The 17,483-nt window shown below is 52.6% G+C and carries 10 protein-coding genes and 1 pseudogene; 9 read left to right on the top strand and 2 right to left on the bottom strand.

The features are described 5' to 3' along the window. Positions 1-50: 50 nt before the first annotated feature. The 7 genes from GK091_RS09540 (at position 51) to GK091_RS09510 (ending at position 7,625) form a co-directional block, all read left to right on the top strand. Positions 51-476 carry a YybH family protein gene (locus GK091_RS09540; protein WP_164036717.1) on the top strand — a complete coding sequence of 142 codons (426 nt, stop codon included), beginning with the start codon at positions 51-53 and terminating at the stop codon, positions 474-476. Positions 477-839: 363 nt separating this feature from the next. Further along, positions 840-2,225, top strand: a complete 1,386-nt coding sequence (locus tag GK091_RS09535; protein WP_164036716.1) for a DUF2254 family protein — start codon at positions 840-842, stop codon at positions 2,223-2,225. Between the two features lie 387 nt (positions 2,226-2,612). Further along, entirely contained in the window at positions 2,613-3,050 is a 438-nt protein-coding gene (locus GK091_RS09530) for a metallophosphoesterase family protein (protein ID WP_164036714.1), read from the top strand. A 217-nt stretch (positions 3,051-3,267) separates the two neighbouring features. Further along, positions 3,268-3,801: a GAF domain-containing protein gene (locus GK091_RS09525; RefSeq protein ID WP_164036711.1), complete on the top strand. Its 534-nt coding sequence runs from the start codon at positions 3,268-3,270 to the stop codon at positions 3,799-3,801. Positions 3,802-4,143: 342 nt separating this feature from the next. Continuing rightward, positions 4,144-4,713, top strand: coding sequence for a Crp/Fnr family transcriptional regulator (locus GK091_RS09520; protein WP_164036708.1), 570 nt, complete (start codon positions 4,144-4,146; stop codon positions 4,711-4,713). 77 nt (positions 4,714-4,790) lie between these two features. Then, positions 4,791-5,651, top strand: coding sequence for an SDR family oxidoreductase (locus GK091_RS09515; protein ID WP_164036706.1), 861 nt, complete (start codon positions 4,791-4,793; stop codon positions 5,649-5,651). 387 nt (positions 5,652-6,038) lie between these two features. Then, positions 6,039-7,625 (top strand): Na+/H+ antiporter, encoded by a 1,587-nt coding sequence (locus GK091_RS09510; RefSeq protein ID WP_164036703.1) that lies wholly within the window; start codon positions 6,039-6,041, stop codon positions 7,623-7,625. Between the two features lie 673 nt (positions 7,626-8,298). Here the strand turns inward: GK091_RS09510 and GK091_RS09505 are convergent. After that, positions 8,299-8,934: a methyltransferase domain-containing protein gene (locus GK091_RS09505; RefSeq protein WP_164036701.1), complete on the bottom strand. Its 636-nt coding sequence runs from the start codon at positions 8,932-8,934 to the stop codon at positions 8,299-8,301. A gap of 271 nt (positions 8,935-9,205) precedes the next feature. On the opposite strand from GK091_RS09505, the pseudogene GK091_RS30030 reads away from it, so the two are divergent. Then, positions 9,206-9,553, top strand: a pseudogene (locus tag GK091_RS30030) (hypothetical protein); the annotation flags it as partial. Between the two features lie 260 nt (positions 9,554-9,813). Here GK091_RS30030 and GK091_RS09495 read toward each other — a convergent pair. Then, the gene (locus GK091_RS09495) at positions 9,814-12,879 is read right to left on the bottom strand and encodes an ATP-binding protein (protein WP_164036699.1); all 3,066 of its coding nucleotides are present in this window, start codon (positions 12,877-12,879) and stop codon (positions 9,814-9,816) included. 224 nt (positions 12,880-13,103) lie between these two features. Between GK091_RS09495 and GK091_RS09490 the strand changes: the two genes are divergently transcribed. Next, positions 13,104-17,159: a putative Ig domain-containing protein gene (locus tag GK091_RS09490; protein WP_164036698.1), complete on the top strand. Its 4,056-nt coding sequence runs from the start codon at positions 13,104-13,106 to the stop codon at positions 17,157-17,159. Positions 17,160-17,483 lie beyond the last annotated feature (324 nt).

The following is a 17,483-nucleotide window of genomic DNA, read 5'->3' as shown; positions in this document are numbered from 1 at the left end:
ACCATTCGTATTCTGGCATGTTGTTAGCAAGTAATCAAGCCTTTAGATCGATGTCAAACCAAGATCAGATTGAACAAATCATTAGGGGTCAGGAACAAGCCGTTCAGCAGAAGAATATCGATGGGGCAATGGCTTCCTATTCGACGGATATAGTCTCATTTGACGTAGTCAACACGCTACAAAAAGTAGGACGGCAAGCTTGTCGAGAACGGTTAGAAAGTTGGCTGTCTCAATTTCCATCGTCTTTTTCCTACGCGATTGAAAAGTTATCAGTGGTTGCCAGTGACGAACTCGGCTTTGGCTATTCGTTTAATCATGTCAAGGGGGCGCTAGCCAATGGTGATGAGATTGATATGCGATGGCGATCAACAGTTTGCTTCAGCAAACGGAACGGCAACTGGCTGATTACTCACGAGCATAGTTCGGTACCGTTTGATGCTGAAAGTGGCCAAGCATTGATCAAGTTAGACGAATAAATGTAGCGTATCCAGCTATCTCACCGAACCCTCCCACCTGAGACGCACGGGATTCCCGTCTCTGCAAATAGGACCTTTAGAGCAACCTTGGGACAAATGAATGTATCAAGAATTAACAACAAAAAGAGTGTGGGGTTGGTATCTAACCCATAAACCAAACCCACCTGGTCACTTTCTGGATGCTGGGCGGGGTGCGTGCGGGCGGCTTTTAATGCCTGGCGAGCGGAGATGCCAATAGCTGGTATGGAGCAGGCGGCTCATTGCAGGTCAAGGAGCCAGCACAGCCACTTCGCTACAGTCACCAATTTGAACAAGAATTAATCGAAACTAGTCAATAAAAACAACTTTACCTGCCAAGAGCCTGTGAACAAAAAATATATTGAAGACAATAAGATCGCGATTATACAACGAGCTTTTTCAGAATTCCTGTTGTTACCCTCGTTGATCATTCTTTTCTTTCTTTTCTTATCTTATTTTACCTATAGTATCGACCAGGTCAAAATCGGCTGGTTACAGCCGGTTAGGTTGCTCCTGAAAAATCATTTTTTTTCAAATTCTGAAGCGACCAGCAGCCTACTAGGAGCAATTGTTTCAGGCACTATATCGGTAACAACACTCACAACAACCTTGTTGCTGGTCATCGTTCAGCAGTCAGCTAGTTCCATGACAACACAAGTATTTGATCAGTTTTTAAGACGAAAAACGAATCAATTTTATCTGGGCTTTTTTGTTGGACTGGCACTGTATTCAATGATCACCTTAGCAACCGTCAATCCTCCCTTTAACCCGGTAATTGGCGGTACTGTCGCGTTTAGTCTGACGGGGGTTGCCCTTTACCTTTTAGTACTGTTGATGTATACAACGATTGATCAGATGCGTCCATCCGAAATCATTAACGCCATTCATAACCGTGTTCTGAACGCACGTTCTAGACAACTGGACATGGTGGCGTACACGACAATAATTAAACCAGACAATAACCAAAAGGGCAAAGAAGTAGTAACTGCAAAAGGGGGTTACCTGACCTATATCAACACTAAAAAACTAGCTGAATTCATTGCCGAACACTGTCGGGGCAGTTACATCTACTTCACTAAGCCAATTGGTACATATGTTGCTCACAATGAACCCATTGCAGAAATTGTCGCCCCTGATGAAACGCATATTTTTCTGCTGGCAAAAGAAATAATAAAACAAACCACTATCAGCGTAAAGCGGGATCTAGATCAGGATCCATCGTATGGGATAGTGCAGATAGAGACTATTGCATGGACATCAACCTCAACGGCAAAATCGAACCCCTCACCCGGTACTTTTTGTGTGCATACATTACACAATATACTGAGTTGCTGGAGTGAAGACGAGCCAGTCGAGAAGGATACCTTATGCGGATCGATCTATTATTGTGATGATACAATTGACCAGCTGATGCGAAGTTTTGAAAACCTGGCTGTCGTTTCGTCGGAATCGATGCAGCATCAGATTTTCGAAGCTATCCTGGACACGTTCAGCAAAATGCTGGACAGAGTTCCTGATCAATGGCAACCAAAAATAGAGCGCGTGATATTAATTATGCTTTCCGTCATGGGCGATCATGTACTAACAACAGCCCTGGACAATTCGCTGAACACACTAGCCGCCCAATTACGCTACTTGGGAGAAAAAGAGACAGCGGAAGCGGTAGACATAGCCACCCAACAATTGAGAAATTCGGTTGGCAAACTTAACTCAAGATCGACTAGGGTATAGCGCTATTTGTCTAAACGATTTGGAGGCACCTACCCATTAGGGTCAACGCTTTGATCCGATAAAAAAGCGAGAAATAGACTTGAAACGGTTGGTTTTTTATTAGTAACAGGTGCGATTCGTTGTCATTTTTCGGGTAATAAACCCAGTCTAGTTGTTGTAAAAACAATAACATCACGAATCCGATATTCTCACAATACGCTCCCTCCTGAGACGTCCAATCCCTCACATGTAGCTGCATTATAAGCGTAGCGGTTTCAGGCTTTGACAAATTCCCGAGGTTAGTATCTACGCGGGAAATACTGGCACAATGCCGATACGCTTGGAGTAAGCTATTCGGACTGGTATACCAACAAGAGCGTATTAGGGCGCTGGTTACGCTGCCAGAACGTGGTGGAGCGAATTGGGGATATACTGTTTGTGCACGGGGGTATCGGCCCTCAAGTAGCGGCCTATCCTCTTTCCTTACCGGTGGTGAATCAACTAGCCTGCCAGAGTCTGGACACTCTGGCAAAAGGGGCAGTTGGTTCGGCTCAATGGGCCGTTGGGAGTAGCAATCCGTCGAGCCCAAGCTGGTATCGGGGTATGGCCCAGGAAGAATTGCGTATTGCCCAGGTTAATCAGATGATTAAGCAGTATGGGGTAAAACAAATAATCATCGGGCATACGCCGGTTGAGGAGATCACAGTACTAAGCAATCAGCATGTGATTGCGATCGATTTAGCCCATCAGCAGCACATCGAGCAAGGGTTTATGAAAGCCCTGCTGATCGAAGATGGGCAATTCTATCGGTATGCTACAGACGGAACAAAGCAACGCTTCTTATAGGAATGGTCTGGACTGCTCTAGCGATCAATGGCCGGGATAGAGCCAATGCAACGGATCTTATAATAACTCTCCCGCATGAGACCACTCAATGTCCATATGTCTACTTCAGGAAAGAGCATGACTGGTGTATACCTAAGCTGATATAAACAAGCAACTTGTTCTTCACCCGAAGTAAATAATCCCTGAACACGAAGCTGGACACAGCTGTTACACCCATATGAATTCCATACAGGCTTTATCCCAAACGATTAACCAACTCATTCTCGCAGGTTATCCGCCAGCTCAAACCCTGGACAAGGTTTGTGAATGCGTTGGCCTGGCCTTAGAAGCGGATCGCTGCTTTTTGTACGTGCGACAGCCCGAGCACCATCGCGGACGAACCGCCTTTTGTTGGCGTAGACATCCCGGTATTCCCGACAAAAATACCATCCAACTCGACTGGCAACAGGATACGGATGAATTGCCAGCTCAGGATCCACTCATTCGGGCGGGTCTGGCAATGAAGCCTTCCGTATACGTCGATGATGTGCAAACTGCCAGCCCACAGGTGCTTAACCAGCACTTCGAGCAGGAAACGTTTGGGCATCGTGCGCTGATTCATGCCCACATTCAGGCGGACAATCAACTGTGGGGAATTTTACAGCCCTGCCTGTTTGACCATCCCCGACACTGGACCCGCGAAGAAAAGACGGCAATCGAGGCCATCTTGCCTCGTTTACAGCCAGTAATCGCTGCCTACGTAGGGGCTTAATGCATGCCCTAGCCTGCTTTGATCTGGCGAAGTTTGGTAGAGTGTCTTACCTACTGTAACACGTATTGATAGGTAGATCTCATCGAGCTGGTCAAGCTATTTGTAGGCCACCACAACTTCCTTTCGAGACGACGGGTTTTACATATCTATTTTCCTTATAAAGCGGTGGTCAAGTAGGCCCGCAATCTGTTAGTCAATCGCTCACGGAATCAGCGGGCCCCGCAGGGGCGGACCGTGCCCGGCGGTGGTCGAGTACACCGAAATACATGGCTTATGTCAGCCTCACCTCATTTTTTATCATATGATAAATCGATGCCCCGCACTGTGTTCTACCTTTAAGTGATGGAAGCACTTATAAATCTTATCCTGCAATTTGGTAACCTCAACAAGCAGCAGATCGAGTTTTTATTAAGCAAGGTTGAACTGCTCGAATTAAAAAAAGACGACTACCTCTCCGAAGCCGGGAAGGTGCCCCGCTATGTGGCGTTCGTCTTGGAAGGCGTGTTCCGCTTTTGCTATTATAACAACAAGGGCGAAGAAATCACCAATTACTTTGTGGACGAAGGCAATTTTGTCGTCGATAATCAAAAGTTTGAATCGCAGATGGTGGCCTCCGAATATGTACAGGCCGTAACCAACTGCAAGGTACTGGTTTTTAATAAGAAAAACTGGGACCAGATAGACAACACCATTGTGGGCTGGGAAATGATGAAGGCCAACATGGTAAAAAAGTGCCTTACCCTGGCCATGGAACGGCGCAGTCCGCTGGTTTCAGAAGACGCCACAACGCGTTATCTTTCGTTCATGGAGGCCTTCCCCAGCCTGATCAACCGCATCCCGCTTTCGTACGTGGCCTCCTACCTGGGCATCACCCAACAATCGTTGAGCCGTATACGCCGTACTATCCGGTAACGACGCTTTTTACCAAATGATAAATGGTTTCTTATGGCCGTTTTCAACCTTTGCTTATTCATTTACAGGTAAAAAAGATGAGCAAAAAGATCGTATTGATAACCGGAACAAATAGTGGTTTTGGCTGGCTTACCGCCCACAGCGTGGCCGCCTTAGGGCATCAGGTATATGCCACCATGCGCGATACCCAGGGCCGTAATGCCGATAAGGCTCAGGCCCTTGCGGCCGTAGCGAACGTGACTGTTTTGGATGTTACCCTGACCGACGAACAGAGTGTGAAGCAGGCTGTTGAAACCATCTTGGCCAAAGAAGGCGCTATTGATGTGCTGGTGAACAACGCCGGTTACAGCATGACCGGCGTGGCCGAGAGCTTTACCACCGCCGACGTGCACACCACGTTTAATATCAACGTGTATGCTCCCTGGCGACTGATCAAGCAGGTGCTCCCCGCCATGCGCAAACAGGCCGACGGACTAATCATTAACGTGACCAGCGGCTTTGGGCGCGTATCATTCCCGTTTGCTACCATTTACGCAGCCTCCAAATTTGCGCTGGAAGGAATAAGCGAGGGCCTGCATTACGAGGTAAAGCGTTTAGGCATTGACGTGGCCCTAGTGGAGCCAGGCGCTTTTCCTACCGAAATGCAGCAAAAGAACAACCCCGCATCTGATCAGGGCGTATTTGAGGGGTACGGCGCCATTGCCGATCTACCCGACAAAATGCGAGCCGCCTTGGGGGAAGAAATGCAGGCTAAAAAGCCAAACCCGCAGGCTGTTGCCAATGCCATTGTAAACCTGATCGGCACGCCGAAAGGCACCCGGCCATTACGCACCGTGGTCGACCCCATCACCGGCCAATACATTGAAGCCGCCAACCAAGCCGTAGCCGAACAATTTGCCCAAGGCTTGACGGTGTTCGGGATGGGTGAGTTATTGTAAGTGGAACAGCTTTAAGGGGAACGGCAGTGGCGTGAGCTACTGCCGTTTTTTGTTTATAGCGGTTAGAGATTTGTAGCTAAGACTTACGGCTAAAGCGTTTCATAAAATCCTCCCAACTGAGACGAGGTATCGTTCATGGTTTTGCTTCGATTAACGGGCGTTTAGGGAGATTGATAGATTTGCTTTATTTTTCCAAATCAACCATGAATTTGAGGTAGTAGGCGGGTTGTGTTATCTTGCTGCTAAGACTATCAGGGCTTGCTTGGCCCAAACTTAACGAAGCGGCAGGTTTAGCAATACTAACCAGGCACCAGCTGGCACGCGCATGATGCCTTCAAGAACAGGCGTTCAGCTGGCGGTGCTTGTTACCTTTTTACTTTGGATTTTATGCACTCACTTTTACCATTCCTGCTGGCTATGGTGGCGGCCATTGTCTTACTGAACCTGTTAGCCACCAAACTTAAAATTGCCTACCCCATTTTGCTGGTTGTGGCTGGGCTGCTGGTAAGTTTCTTACCGGGTTTACCCAGAGTAGCCATCAACCCTAATCTTATCTTCTTTGTTTTCCTGCCCCCCCTCCTGTTCGAAGCCGCCTGGACTATTTCTTTTAAGGAGATGAAAAAATGGTGGCGCATGATTGGCAGTTTTGCCTTTGTTGTTGTATTCTTTACCGCGCTCTCGGTGGCACTGGTGGTTCATCAGGTCATTCCCGGCTTTACGCTGGCATTGGGCTTTCTGTTAGGGGGTATCGTTTCCTCACCTGATGCGGTCAGTACCGGAGCCATCACTAAATTTGTCCGTATTCCTAAGTATACGTCGGCCGTACTGGAAGGCGAAAGTCTGCTCAATGATGCTTCGTCGCTGATCATTTTCCGATTTGCGCTGGTTGCCATTGGCACCGGTCAATTCGTCTGGCAGGAGGCAACGTTGGACTTTATCTGGATGGTAGTGGGTGGAACAGGCATGGGCCTGCTAATAGCCTGGCTGTTCGTTCAGGTCCACAAACGATTGCCGCTCGATACTCCCTCCTCGATTGCGCTCACGCTGATTGAGCCGTACTGCATGTACTGGGTGGCGGAGCAGTTTCATGGTTCAGGCGTGCTGGCGGTGGTCAGCGGTGGGTTATTTATGTCGAGCCAGCGGCTTACCTTTTTAGACAGTGCCAGCCGTATTCAGAGCTTTAGTGTCTGGGAAAGTTTTGTGTTCATTCTCAATGGGGTCGTCTTTTTACTCATTGGACTGGAGCTGGCGGAAATTGTCGATAGTCTGCAAGCGGACGGAATACCCCTGCCAACCGCCATTGGGTATGGTCTACTGGTCACGGGCGTGTTAATCGGTGCGCGTATCCTCAGTGCCTATGCGGCTTTGATTTCTACCCTTGTTTTTCGTCCTGGTGTAATACCTCGACCGCTGTCTACCCGAATGCGCTGGCTTACACCTATACTGTTGGGCTGGACAGGGATGCGTGGGGTCGTGTCATTGGCTGCGGCTCTGGCTATCCCCGTCACGCTGAATACCGGTCAGGCCTTTCCCCAACGGAGCCTGATTCTCTTTATCACGTTCGTCGTGATTTTGCTTACGCTAATCGTTCAGGGGCTTACGCTGCCTTCTTTCATCAGACGATCAAAACTGTACGAGAACCTGCTGTCGGAAGAAGATGAAACCCTGGCTAAACAAAAACTGCACTTGGGTCTGAAACAGCACACATACCAGTTTTTGAAATCAAAATCGCCCGACGAGCTGACGGGGAACCCGGTTGTAGAAAAGTTATTGAGCCATTGGGAAGAGCGGACAAACGCCAACGATGCCAGCTGGATGGACGATAAAAAGATGGCCCTTTTCCAGGAGATGCTGGCCAGTCAGCGCCGGTACTTAGCCGACCTAAACCACGACCCCACGATCGACGAAGCACTCATCCGCCAGCAATTATATCAGATCGATCTAGAGGAAGAACGGTTGAAGCTGCTGTACTGATGAAGTTACTAGTAGAGACCGTCTCTTAAAAGGCTTCAAAGTCGAAATTTAGCAGGCATCTCAAAATAGCCGAACGCGATTGGGTTTACAGACCAGTAGGTAGCTAAAGCGAGTCGTACCGGCAAACCCCTCTTGCGTATTTTACGATTCCACTCCGGTAAACCGGCCGTTGCAGTACCTGTTTGACGATATACTTTAAGTAGCCATTTACCAGAATTTGATTTCCACTAAAAAGTAGTGTGGAATCTTGTAGCTGTCGTAAAGGTGTTCCGCATCAACCCCGGATTGTGCTACTTCACAATAAGCTTCACGTTTATCCGCTCTTATATAGGGCCTCATAAAAGCCAGTATACACTTGCTGGCCTCGGGTGCAATGGATACCTGAGCTTCTTTAACAAAGAAACTTTTGAGCGTGAATTTTCCTTCTCGCTCGGATCAACAGGATAGTTTCCACTGGCTGAAAGGCCATTAAATTGACCGGTTTCGTGTACGATTTAAGCCGATAATGGCCAAGGTCAAGCTGGACCGCAACTCAGCCAGTATCGTCCATTTGGTCAAGCGTTTTTTTACTTGACCTCGTACTACATTGACTAGCTGTACAAATTATTGTTGATGGACTATTTCGTACGAATGGGGTCGCTCCTCCTTAGTTGCTTATCGAATGAATACCGTATCAATCGTCTGTTGAGCCAATCTCATCGTTAACCCGGCCTACCACCGCAAATAGCGGATCACTCCAGCCACGCGGGCTACGATCAAGGACCTCTATTTGGTCGAACAGGCCGGTTTGCTCATAATATGAACGGACCAACTGCTGATGTCCCAGATCATCGAGCGATTGCCAGATGGCAACGGCCTTGGTAGGAAACATGCGATTGGAGAACACGGTCAGGAACGGACTGCCGGGCCGCAGCACGCGCGCCAGCTCCCGGTAAACCAGCACCGGCTGAGTCAGGTACTGCACCGACACCGTGACCATGCCACCGTCGAAGGTATTGTCGCGGTAAGAGAGGCTGGGTGTTTGGTTCAGGTTCTGTACCACGTACTCGGTGAGCTGTGGGTTGGCCTTCAACTCGATCTCGTTCATACCCAGTCCGGCTACGCGTCCGTAGGGTATGTTGGTAGGCAGGTGGCTTACCCAGCTGCTCATCAGATCGAGAATATTGCCGCCAGCGGGCAAGTATTCGGCATATAAGTTGGTGGTAGCCCGGACGGCAGCCTCGTCGATGTGGTTGACTAGGCGGGGCTGCCCGTAAAATTGCCGGTCGTCGGTCTCGTCGTAGCGTTGAAATGGATTAGTAGCGGTCATAAGAAGCAGGTAACTGTTCAAGAGCCTAACCGATCGTTTATCGGGGATGTTTTGCGGGATCAGGCGTAAAACTGATCAAGAAAAGAGCGAACTTACCTACCATGCTTAGTTTGCTTTGGCTATACTGGTCCGCGTTTTATAGGGGGTTCGGTCTGTTGACTTGTTACCGTTTATCGGTCTGCCACAGCATCACGGTGCCGGTACCACCTATCAGCCGGTGTTTCGTCCGCAGTACTCCTTCTTAATCCGTGCCAATTGACTTAACGACCCTAACGGTCTGGTCTATTTCGGCGGTGAATACCACCCGTTTTACCCGTACAACCCCTTCGGTGTGCGCTGGGGACCTATGATCTGGGGCCACGCCCTAAGTCGTCATCTGGCTTACTGGCATGAGCGCCCGCCCACCATTAACGGAGAAGACAACACCATGATCTTCTCGGGGAGCTGTGTCGTTGATAAAACGAACAGCAGCGGTTTTGGCCGGGGCAGTACCCCACCCTCGACTAGTTCCCATTCAGGGCCACTTCCATTCACAGATACAAGTGCCGGACCTAGGTGGCCACAAACTGTTTACCCTGACTGGGTACCTAGGCAACTTATCGGATCAATTCTCAAATAAGGCTCCCGCCTGAAACAAATATGCGTTTATGAACATGCTCCCGCTTGCGACGAAGAAACGTTCATATATCTGCTCATTAATTCGGGCGTTTCATGGTTTAAATAGAAATCTATATTGATGCGATATACTTCAGCAGAGAAGTAAGGAAAATCACGTTGTAGCGTTTGGCTCAAAGCGTACCGGGTCAGTTAGAAACCGAACGCCTTGACCACCTCTAACCAAAATGATTCCGCCTTTTTAGCCTGCCTCCGTCTACAACTTCACAGCTTTAACTGCGTCGGCAGATACCCGAAATGTTCTTGGAACATGCGGGTAAAATACGATTGGGAATTATACCCGACCTGGTAGGCGACTTCCGCAATGTTACATTCTCCTTTACTTAATAATTCCTCCGCTTTTTCGAGCCGGACACGGTGGATAAAGCGAGTTGTCGACTGGCCCGTTAACGCAGTCAGTTTGCGGTGCAGTTGCGAGCGGCTCAAATCGACCTGAGCCGCCAGCCAGTCCACATTAACCTGCTCATCCTGAAGATGGTCCAGCAGCAAGTGCTTTAACCGCGCCAGAAAACGCTTTTCTTTTTCGGGTACGTTATCCTCGTTAACGTCGCTGAATAGCAGTTTGCTATGTACGTCGGCGAGGGCAATCTGCCAGTTCCGGCGGGTCTGGATGGCATTCCGAATCCGTAATTGTAACGTATTGAGCTTAAAGGGCTTCTCTACGTAAGCATCCGCCCCCATATTCAGCCCATGCAAGACGCTGTCGTGCGACGATCGGGCTGAGAGCAGTACCACCGGAATGTGACTCGTGCGAACGTCCGTTTTCAGGGCGCCCACCAACGCAAAGCCGTCCATGCGCGGCATCATCACATCGCTCACGATCAGGTCAGGGGTTGTTGCCAGCGCCTGTTCTAACCCATCCCGGCCATCCACGGCGGCCATCACCTGGTAAGTCGCCGACAGTTGCTCAACCAGGTACGTGCGGAGTTCTTCGTTGTCCTCCACAACCAGCACGACCGGTAGCGGATTACCCTCTGTCGGTAGCTTTTCCAGATGGGAAAGCTTCGGCAAGCTACTTGGAGACGCCAACTCAATGGGCCGTTGGTCGGGCGCAGTTGTTATTTCCTGAGCCACGGGTTCGCGGACGGCTTCCAGCGGCAGCGTGAGGGTGAATGTGCTGCCTTCGTGTACAAGGCTGTCAACCCGGATCGTACCGCCCATGAGTTCCGTCAATTCCCGCACGAAGGCCAGCCCGATACCCGTGCCACCATGTGCCCGCGTTGAGGAAGCATCCGTCTGATAAAACCGCTCGAAAATACGGGCTTGTTCCTCGAACGGAATACCCGGTCCTGTATCCTGAACCCGCACGACCAGCCGCTCATTCATGCGCTGGGTTGCTACCGATACGCGGCCCCCAGCGGGGGTGAATTTGAGGGCATTGGACAGCAAATTGTCCACGATCGCTTCGAGTTTCTCCCGGTCAAACCAGTAGTTACCCCCGTTTTCATCCGGCTGAATCGTCAACTGAATCTGCTTCGTCGTCGCTAAGTCATCGAATGCTTGGACCAGTTGGCTAACGCAGGCAATTGGATCGCCGAGACTATAGGTTAGTGTCAGTTTGCCGTTATCCAGCCGGTTTATATCGAGCAATTGGGTAATCAGCCGCAGGAGCTGGTTGGCGTTCCGATCAACAACTGCAATTAGCTGGCGACCCTGAGTATCCAGTGGCTGGTGGGCCAACTGCTCATTGGCGTTCAGCAGCAGTGTGATGGGGGTCCGCAATTCGTGGGTCATATTAGCAAAAAAGCGGTCTTTCAGCTCGTCAAGCTGGCGCAGGTTGGCGGCTTCCCCCTCCTGGTGAGCCAGTTCTCGCTGGAGTTTCTGCCGCCGGAGCGCAATCCGGTACAGGCCAACCAAACCACTGCCGACCAGCAGCACTACGATACTCAGAAACCAGCTGGTTTTCCAGAAGGGTGGCTGTACCCGAATGGATAGGTTCGCTATCTGCTTCGCCCAGCCTCCGTTTCCTACGGCCCGGTTAAACAAAAAGCGATACTGCCCGGCGGGAAGCTGGTACGTAGCTACCCCCAGTGTATCACCGTAGGTTGTCCATTGATGGTCGTATCCTTCAAGTTTATAGCGGAACGTTGTTGACTGCTGCTGAACAAACGGCGTGAATCGGAGTTGAACAAAATCGTCTTCCTTTACCTGCAACGTGGGCTGTCCGGTTGTATCACGCTGAAAGCGCGTTTCCAGTTGCTGCTCATTTTCCACCAGGCGGGTTCCGTTGACGCTTATATCCAGAATGTTTAGCGATGGCACCGGGCGCAACCGGGTCAGGTCGTATTCGTAGAGGGTATGGGTAATCGTACTGACCCACAAACGTGGGTGAGCGGGGTCGTGCATTCGGCCCACGCAAAGACTGATTACTTTCTCGGCGGGATAGGTAAACTCCAGGCGCTGTAACGCTCCGCCGGCCGTGAGCCGAAACACCATCCGACCGACCGAAAAATAATCATTGCCCAGTCCATCGCTCAGAAACGCATTCGTCCATAGTGTACTGGTTAGGTTAGGCACCGGCAGCCGTATCCGACGAAGGTGCCCGTTACCCGAGCTGATTATATCGACTTCATTGGGTCGGCATACCAGCACGTCGCCGTTGGGTCGGACGCTCACCGCAAAAGTTGGCGTGTTGCCCGGCAAACTGGCCTGATCGGGCTCAAACGGGTAGCGCCGGGTCTGACGCGTCTGAGGGTCAAACGTGTATAGCCCCCGTTCGGTGGCTAACCAGAATCGGCCATCGGGTCCTTCGCTCAAATCATTGATGGTCAGCTTGTCGGTCAGTACGTGGTCAGCGGCCAGCGTTCGCGGATTCACCCGCAACAACCCGTTTTCCGGCAGGCTAATCCAAAGCTGCCCCCGCCGATCAACGTACAGTCGACTGATACCGAATTTGGTCAGAAACTCACGGGCCAGTCGAGTGGTATCGGCCACCCGAACGATGTGCGTGCCGGTCGTCTCCACGTACACCAGCTTGTTACGCTTGTTGCCGTAGGCTTGCCGGGCCCAAAGGCGTCCGTCGGGGGTTAGCACGGGCCGTCCGTAACTATCATCCTGCGAATACCCGGGGGCATGAAGCGCCCGCGGCTGATGACCGTCATACCGAATCAGGCCGTTGGCAGTAGCCAGCCAGACCGAACCATGCTGGTCTTCGGTCATGTACCACGCCATTAAATTGAGCGCTACGCCGGAGGGCTCTGTGAGCTGCCGCAGCGCCGGGGGGAGCATAAGCTGCTGGGCGCGCAGTCCAGCCGGAATCAGGTTCGCCAACAGAAGCAGTACCCCCAGTTGGCAGTAACAAAAAACACAGTTAGAGCGGCACACAGCGTGAAAAGTATGGGTTAAGGCTAACGCCCAATGAAAATGCAACATTTGTACTAACAATGCAACAATAGTGATAGACTTTGAGGGCAAAGAACGGCTAGGTTTGCGCTATACCATTAGGGCGGATCTTCCGTCTTGCTAACCCAATAGTCCGGCTAACCCCAATCGTTATGAAACAGTACTACCTATTCATCAATTTCATTCGTCCGGTATCCGTCTCTGGCCCGCAAACAGCCGGTTCGTTCCGGTATTTCAGTCAGAGCTTGCTCTGCTTGCCTCCACTACGTTGGCTGCTGGTGGCCTGGCTAGGTTGGAGCCTTACGGCAACAGCTCAGTTCTGCCCCAACGGTACCATCGTGGCCGGGGGGAATGGCACTGGCAGTGCGCCTAACCAGCTCAACGAGCCCTATAATGTCGTACTCGACGGGGCGGGCAACCTCTACGTCAGTGATCTCCAGAACGACCGGGTGCAAAAATTTACGCCGGGCAGTACGCAGGGCGTAACCGTGGCGGGGGGAAATGGCAGGGGTAGTGGCTTGAATCAATTCAGCCAACCCCAGGGCCTTGTCTTCGACGCAGCGGGTTATCTCTACGTGACGGATTATGGCAACCACCGGGTGCTCAAGTTCCCCCCCAACTTTACTTCGGCTACCCTGCCTACGGTCGCAGCCGGGGGCAATGAGTCTGGCTCTGGCTTGAACCAACTGAGGAGTCCCACCACGATTGCCATGGATGCTAGCGGCAATCTGTATGTGGACGATAACGGTAACAGTCGGATCATCAAGTTTCCCTCCAATTCCACCTCGGCTACTTCGGGCACGGTTGTGGCCGGGGGCAATGGGGCTGGCTCTGGCTTGAATCAGATTGACACTTCTGATGGTTTATTTGTCGATGCAGCCGGCGCCATCTATGTCAGTGATGAGTTTAATAGCCGGATCATCAAGTTCCCCCCCAATTCTACCTCAGCGACTAATGGCACTATCGTCGCGGGGGGAAACGGCATAGGCAATGGCCTAAATCAGTTTAGGTTTCAATATGATGTATTGGTCGATGGGTCGGGCAATATTTATGTTGCCGATAGGATTAATAGCCGGATCATTAAGTTCCCTGCCAACTCCACCTCCGCCACGAATGGCACGGTTGTGGCAGGAGGCCTTGACTATCCGGAAGGTTTGTTTCTTGATGCAGCGGGTAATCTATACGTAACCGAATACTCAAGAGTTACGCGGTTTGCGACCGGAGTTCCGGTGGCCATCACGCAGCAGCCCGCCAGCAGCTCCAGCGTCTGTGCGGGCGCCAGCGTGAGTACCTTTGTGCGTACCAGCGGCACGGTCAGTGGCTACCAGTGGTATCGAAACGGGGGTGTGGTGAGCGGACAAACTTCGGCCACGCTCACCCTGCCGAACACGACCACGGCGAATTCGGGCAGCTACGTGGCGGTCGTTACCGGTGCCTGCAACAGCTTAACCTCCACGGCCTTTAATCTGACGGTCAACCCACCACCGACTGTTAACCTGAGCAACAACGGCCCCCTGACCTGCGCTATGACCAGCGTCACCCTAACGGCCAGCGGCACTAGTGGCTCTACCTACGCCTTTAGAGGACCCAGTGGCCCCATCACCAGTAGTGGCAATACGGCCAGCGTGAACAGTCCGGGCACCTACACCGTCACGGCCAGTTTGAACGGCTGCACCAGCACCACGACCACCAGCGTGACCAGCAATACAGTTGTCGTTACGGCTACCCTATCAGCCAGCCCCTCGACCACGCTCACTTGCTCCCAGCCCACCCTGACGCTGACGGCCTCGGACGGGGACACCTACCGCTTCAGTCCCACCGTGGCCTCCCAAAGTGGCAACCGGGCTACGGTGACCCAGGCCGGGGTGTACTCGGTGACGGCAACCAGCACCGCCACGGGCTGCACCAGCACCGCCAGTATCACCATCAGCCAGGACAATGCAGCTCCGTCGGCTAGCCTGGCCAGCAGTGGGCCCTTAAGTTGCAACGTGACTAGCGTGACGTTGACGGCTAGCCCCGGGGGGCAATCATATAGGTTCAGCGACGGAGCCACGTCCATCGGCACCACCAATCAGGCCACGGTCACCACGGCGGGTGTCTATTCGGTGACGGTGCTGGCGGGCAATGGCTGTTCATCGGTGGCCAGCACCACCGTCACCGGGGATCAGACGGCCCCGACGGTATCGATCAGTCCCACCAGCGGTACGCTGACTTGTGCGAGTCCCAGCCTGACGCTGACGGCCAATACCAGCGCTCAGACCCTGCGCTGGAGCAGTGGGCAGACCACACCGAGTATCACGGTGAATGTGGCCGGTACCTATTCAGTAACAGCCATGGGCAGCAACGGTTGCTTGGGCACCAGTAACGCGGTACGCATCGAATCCGCGCAGGATGTCCCACCGGCTACGCTGGTGGCCAGTGGCGGGCTGAACTGCGCAGTGACCAGCGTAACGCTAACGGCCAACGCGGGTGATGGGCTGAGCTACCGCTTTAGTACTGGAGCTACTCAAGCGGGCAATGGCAACACGGCCACGGTGAACGTGGCGGGTACCTACTCGGTGACGGTAACCAACGCGGTTACGGGGTGCACCAATACGGCGAGTGTCGTGGTCAGTCAGGACAACAGCCAGCCCACAGTGACGATTACCCCTACCACGGCCACGCTCACCTGTGATGTACCCCGTGTAACTCTTACGGCCAACACGATGGCCAGCAGTCTGACCTGGAGCACGGGCCAAACCACGCCCAGCATTTCGGTGAGCGTGGCCGGGACCTACTCGGTGAGCGTAACCAGCGCCAACGGCTGTATGGCGATGGCGATGGCAACGATCAGCGGCACGACGGATGCCCCTACCGCCCCGACCCTGTCCGCTAGTCCAGCCACGACCACTACCAACCAGCCCATCACCGTCACGGCCAATGGCTGCACGGGAGGGACTATTAACTGGACGGCCTTAGGCGGATCGGGGCAGGCTAACGGCAACACCTACACCCTATCCCAGCCGGGCAACTATACGCTCTCGGCGAGTTGTTCGCTGAATGGCTGCACCAGTATCTCGTCGGTTCCGCTGAGCGTGCAGATCCGCCCCGGTGGCTACGCCATCACGGGGGTGAGTATGGTCAACTGCCAGTTGATAGACGAGGCTAAAGGCGGCTATCAGGTGCAGTTCACCCCTCAGTACGCGGGACAAACTAATAGCCCCATTAGCTTTGCCGTGGTCAATGAATTAGCGGCTACCACGGCGCCGGCTCCCTACTCGCTGCGCTTGTATACCGATAACCCGGTGATCACCCTGGTGGCGACTCAAGCGGGTAACGGGGAAGCGCGTTTTGCCTACAACTGGCTGGCTTCCTGCCAGAGCGGCACCAGCCCCAACCAGCCGCCGACTACCACGGGTATCCCCTCGCAGACCATTTTGGTGGGACAGGGGTATCAATTGCAACTCACCACTTATTTTTCTGATCCTGATGGACAGGCGTTAACCTTCCAGGCGTCGGGTTTGCCGGCAGGTTTGACGTTGAATGGTTCGGTGATCAGCGGTGCTCCTTCGCAAACGGGCGTATCGGCGGTGAGCGTGACGGCTTTGGACCCCGGTGGTCTGCAAGTGAGTACGAGCTTCCAGTTGACGGTGAATCCCATGCCGGTGACTCCCCCTTCGGGTTTTGCCATCGTGGGCGTCTCGACGGTGAGTTGTCAGGTGCTCAGTGCGGGTGAGCGGAGGCTGACCTTTACGCCCCAATACGCTGGGGTGAATGGAACGCCCATCAGCTTCTCGGTGGTCAACGAACTGGTAGCCACGACAAGTCCGGGTCCGTATAGTCTGAACCTATACACCGATAACCCGACCATTACGCTCAGCGCCCAGCAGGGAGCAACGGTGAGCACGTATCGGTATAACTGGCTGGCCGTGTGTAACCCGGCGGCCCGGGTGGGCAGTGGTGAAGTGGGTGCGGGTCTAACCGTTCGTGTACTGGGTAACCCCGTAGCCGGCAACACCGCCGAGGTGGAGATCAGCGGAGCAGCGGGTCAACCGGTGCAGCTCAACCTGGTGGATCTGCAGGGCAAGTCGGCCCATACGCAACGGATCGAGCAGGCGGGTGCTGTAGAGCGGGTCAGCTTGCCACTGGGCGCTAGTACCGGGATTTTACTCTTACAGGTGAGTACGCCTACCCAGGGTCAGCAGCTGAAACTGCTGCGAACGAATTAGCGCCATAGGCCCTATGAGTGCTAAGACGTAACGATCTGAGTGCTCCTAGGGCCGATCACCTTACCAAATTTAGTGGCTATTGATCACAGTTTACCGTAGTTTCTAGCCCCAAATCAAGTTGGATTAGTTACATGGATGAAAAGCCGTATCTAACAGGGATACGGCTTTTTTGGTAGTATGCTGAACGCCTACGCCCCATTACCGGCTCGCCAATACTAAAGGCTGCGACCTCTGGCCACTCATTGTGGACCGGAACACATTGAGCTCCTGTGTCTGCTGGCGTGTCGGCTCCTCAAAAACAGTAGCCAATGGTCGAGGAGAGTG

Origin of the sequence: Spirosoma agri, assembly GCF_010747415.1 — a bacterium.
Taxonomy (GTDB): domain Bacteria; phylum Bacteroidota; class Bacteroidia; order Cytophagales; family Spirosomataceae; genus Spirosoma; species Spirosoma agri.
Note: the sequence above shows the minus strand (reverse complement) of the source record. Positions and strands in the feature narration are given on the sequence as shown.

Excerpts from the sequence above, each read along its gene's own strand:
- GK091_RS09540 (WP_164036717.1), top strand. The coding sequence starts at position 51 with ATGTCAAACCAAGATCAGATTGAACAAATCATTAGGGGTCAGGAACAA.
- GK091_RS09490 (WP_164036698.1), top strand. The coding sequence starts at position 13,104 with ATGAAACAGTACTACCTATTCATCAATTTCATTCGTCCGGTATCCGTC.
- GK091_RS09505 (WP_164036701.1), bottom strand. The coding sequence starts at position 8,934 with ATGACCGCTACTAATCCATTTCAACGCTACGACGAGACCGACGACCGG.
- GK091_RS09515 (WP_164036706.1), top strand. The coding sequence starts at position 4,791 with ATGAGCAAAAAGATCGTATTGATAACCGGAACAAATAGTGGTTTTGGC.
- GK091_RS09510 (WP_164036703.1), top strand. The coding sequence starts at position 6,039 with ATGCACTCACTTTTACCATTCCTGCTGGCTATGGTGGCGGCCATTGTC.
- GK091_RS09520 (WP_164036708.1), top strand. The coding sequence starts at position 4,144 with ATGGAAGCACTTATAAATCTTATCCTGCAATTTGGTAACCTCAACAAG.
- GK091_RS09525 (WP_164036711.1), top strand. The coding sequence starts at position 3,268 with ATGAATTCCATACAGGCTTTATCCCAAACGATTAACCAACTCATTCTC.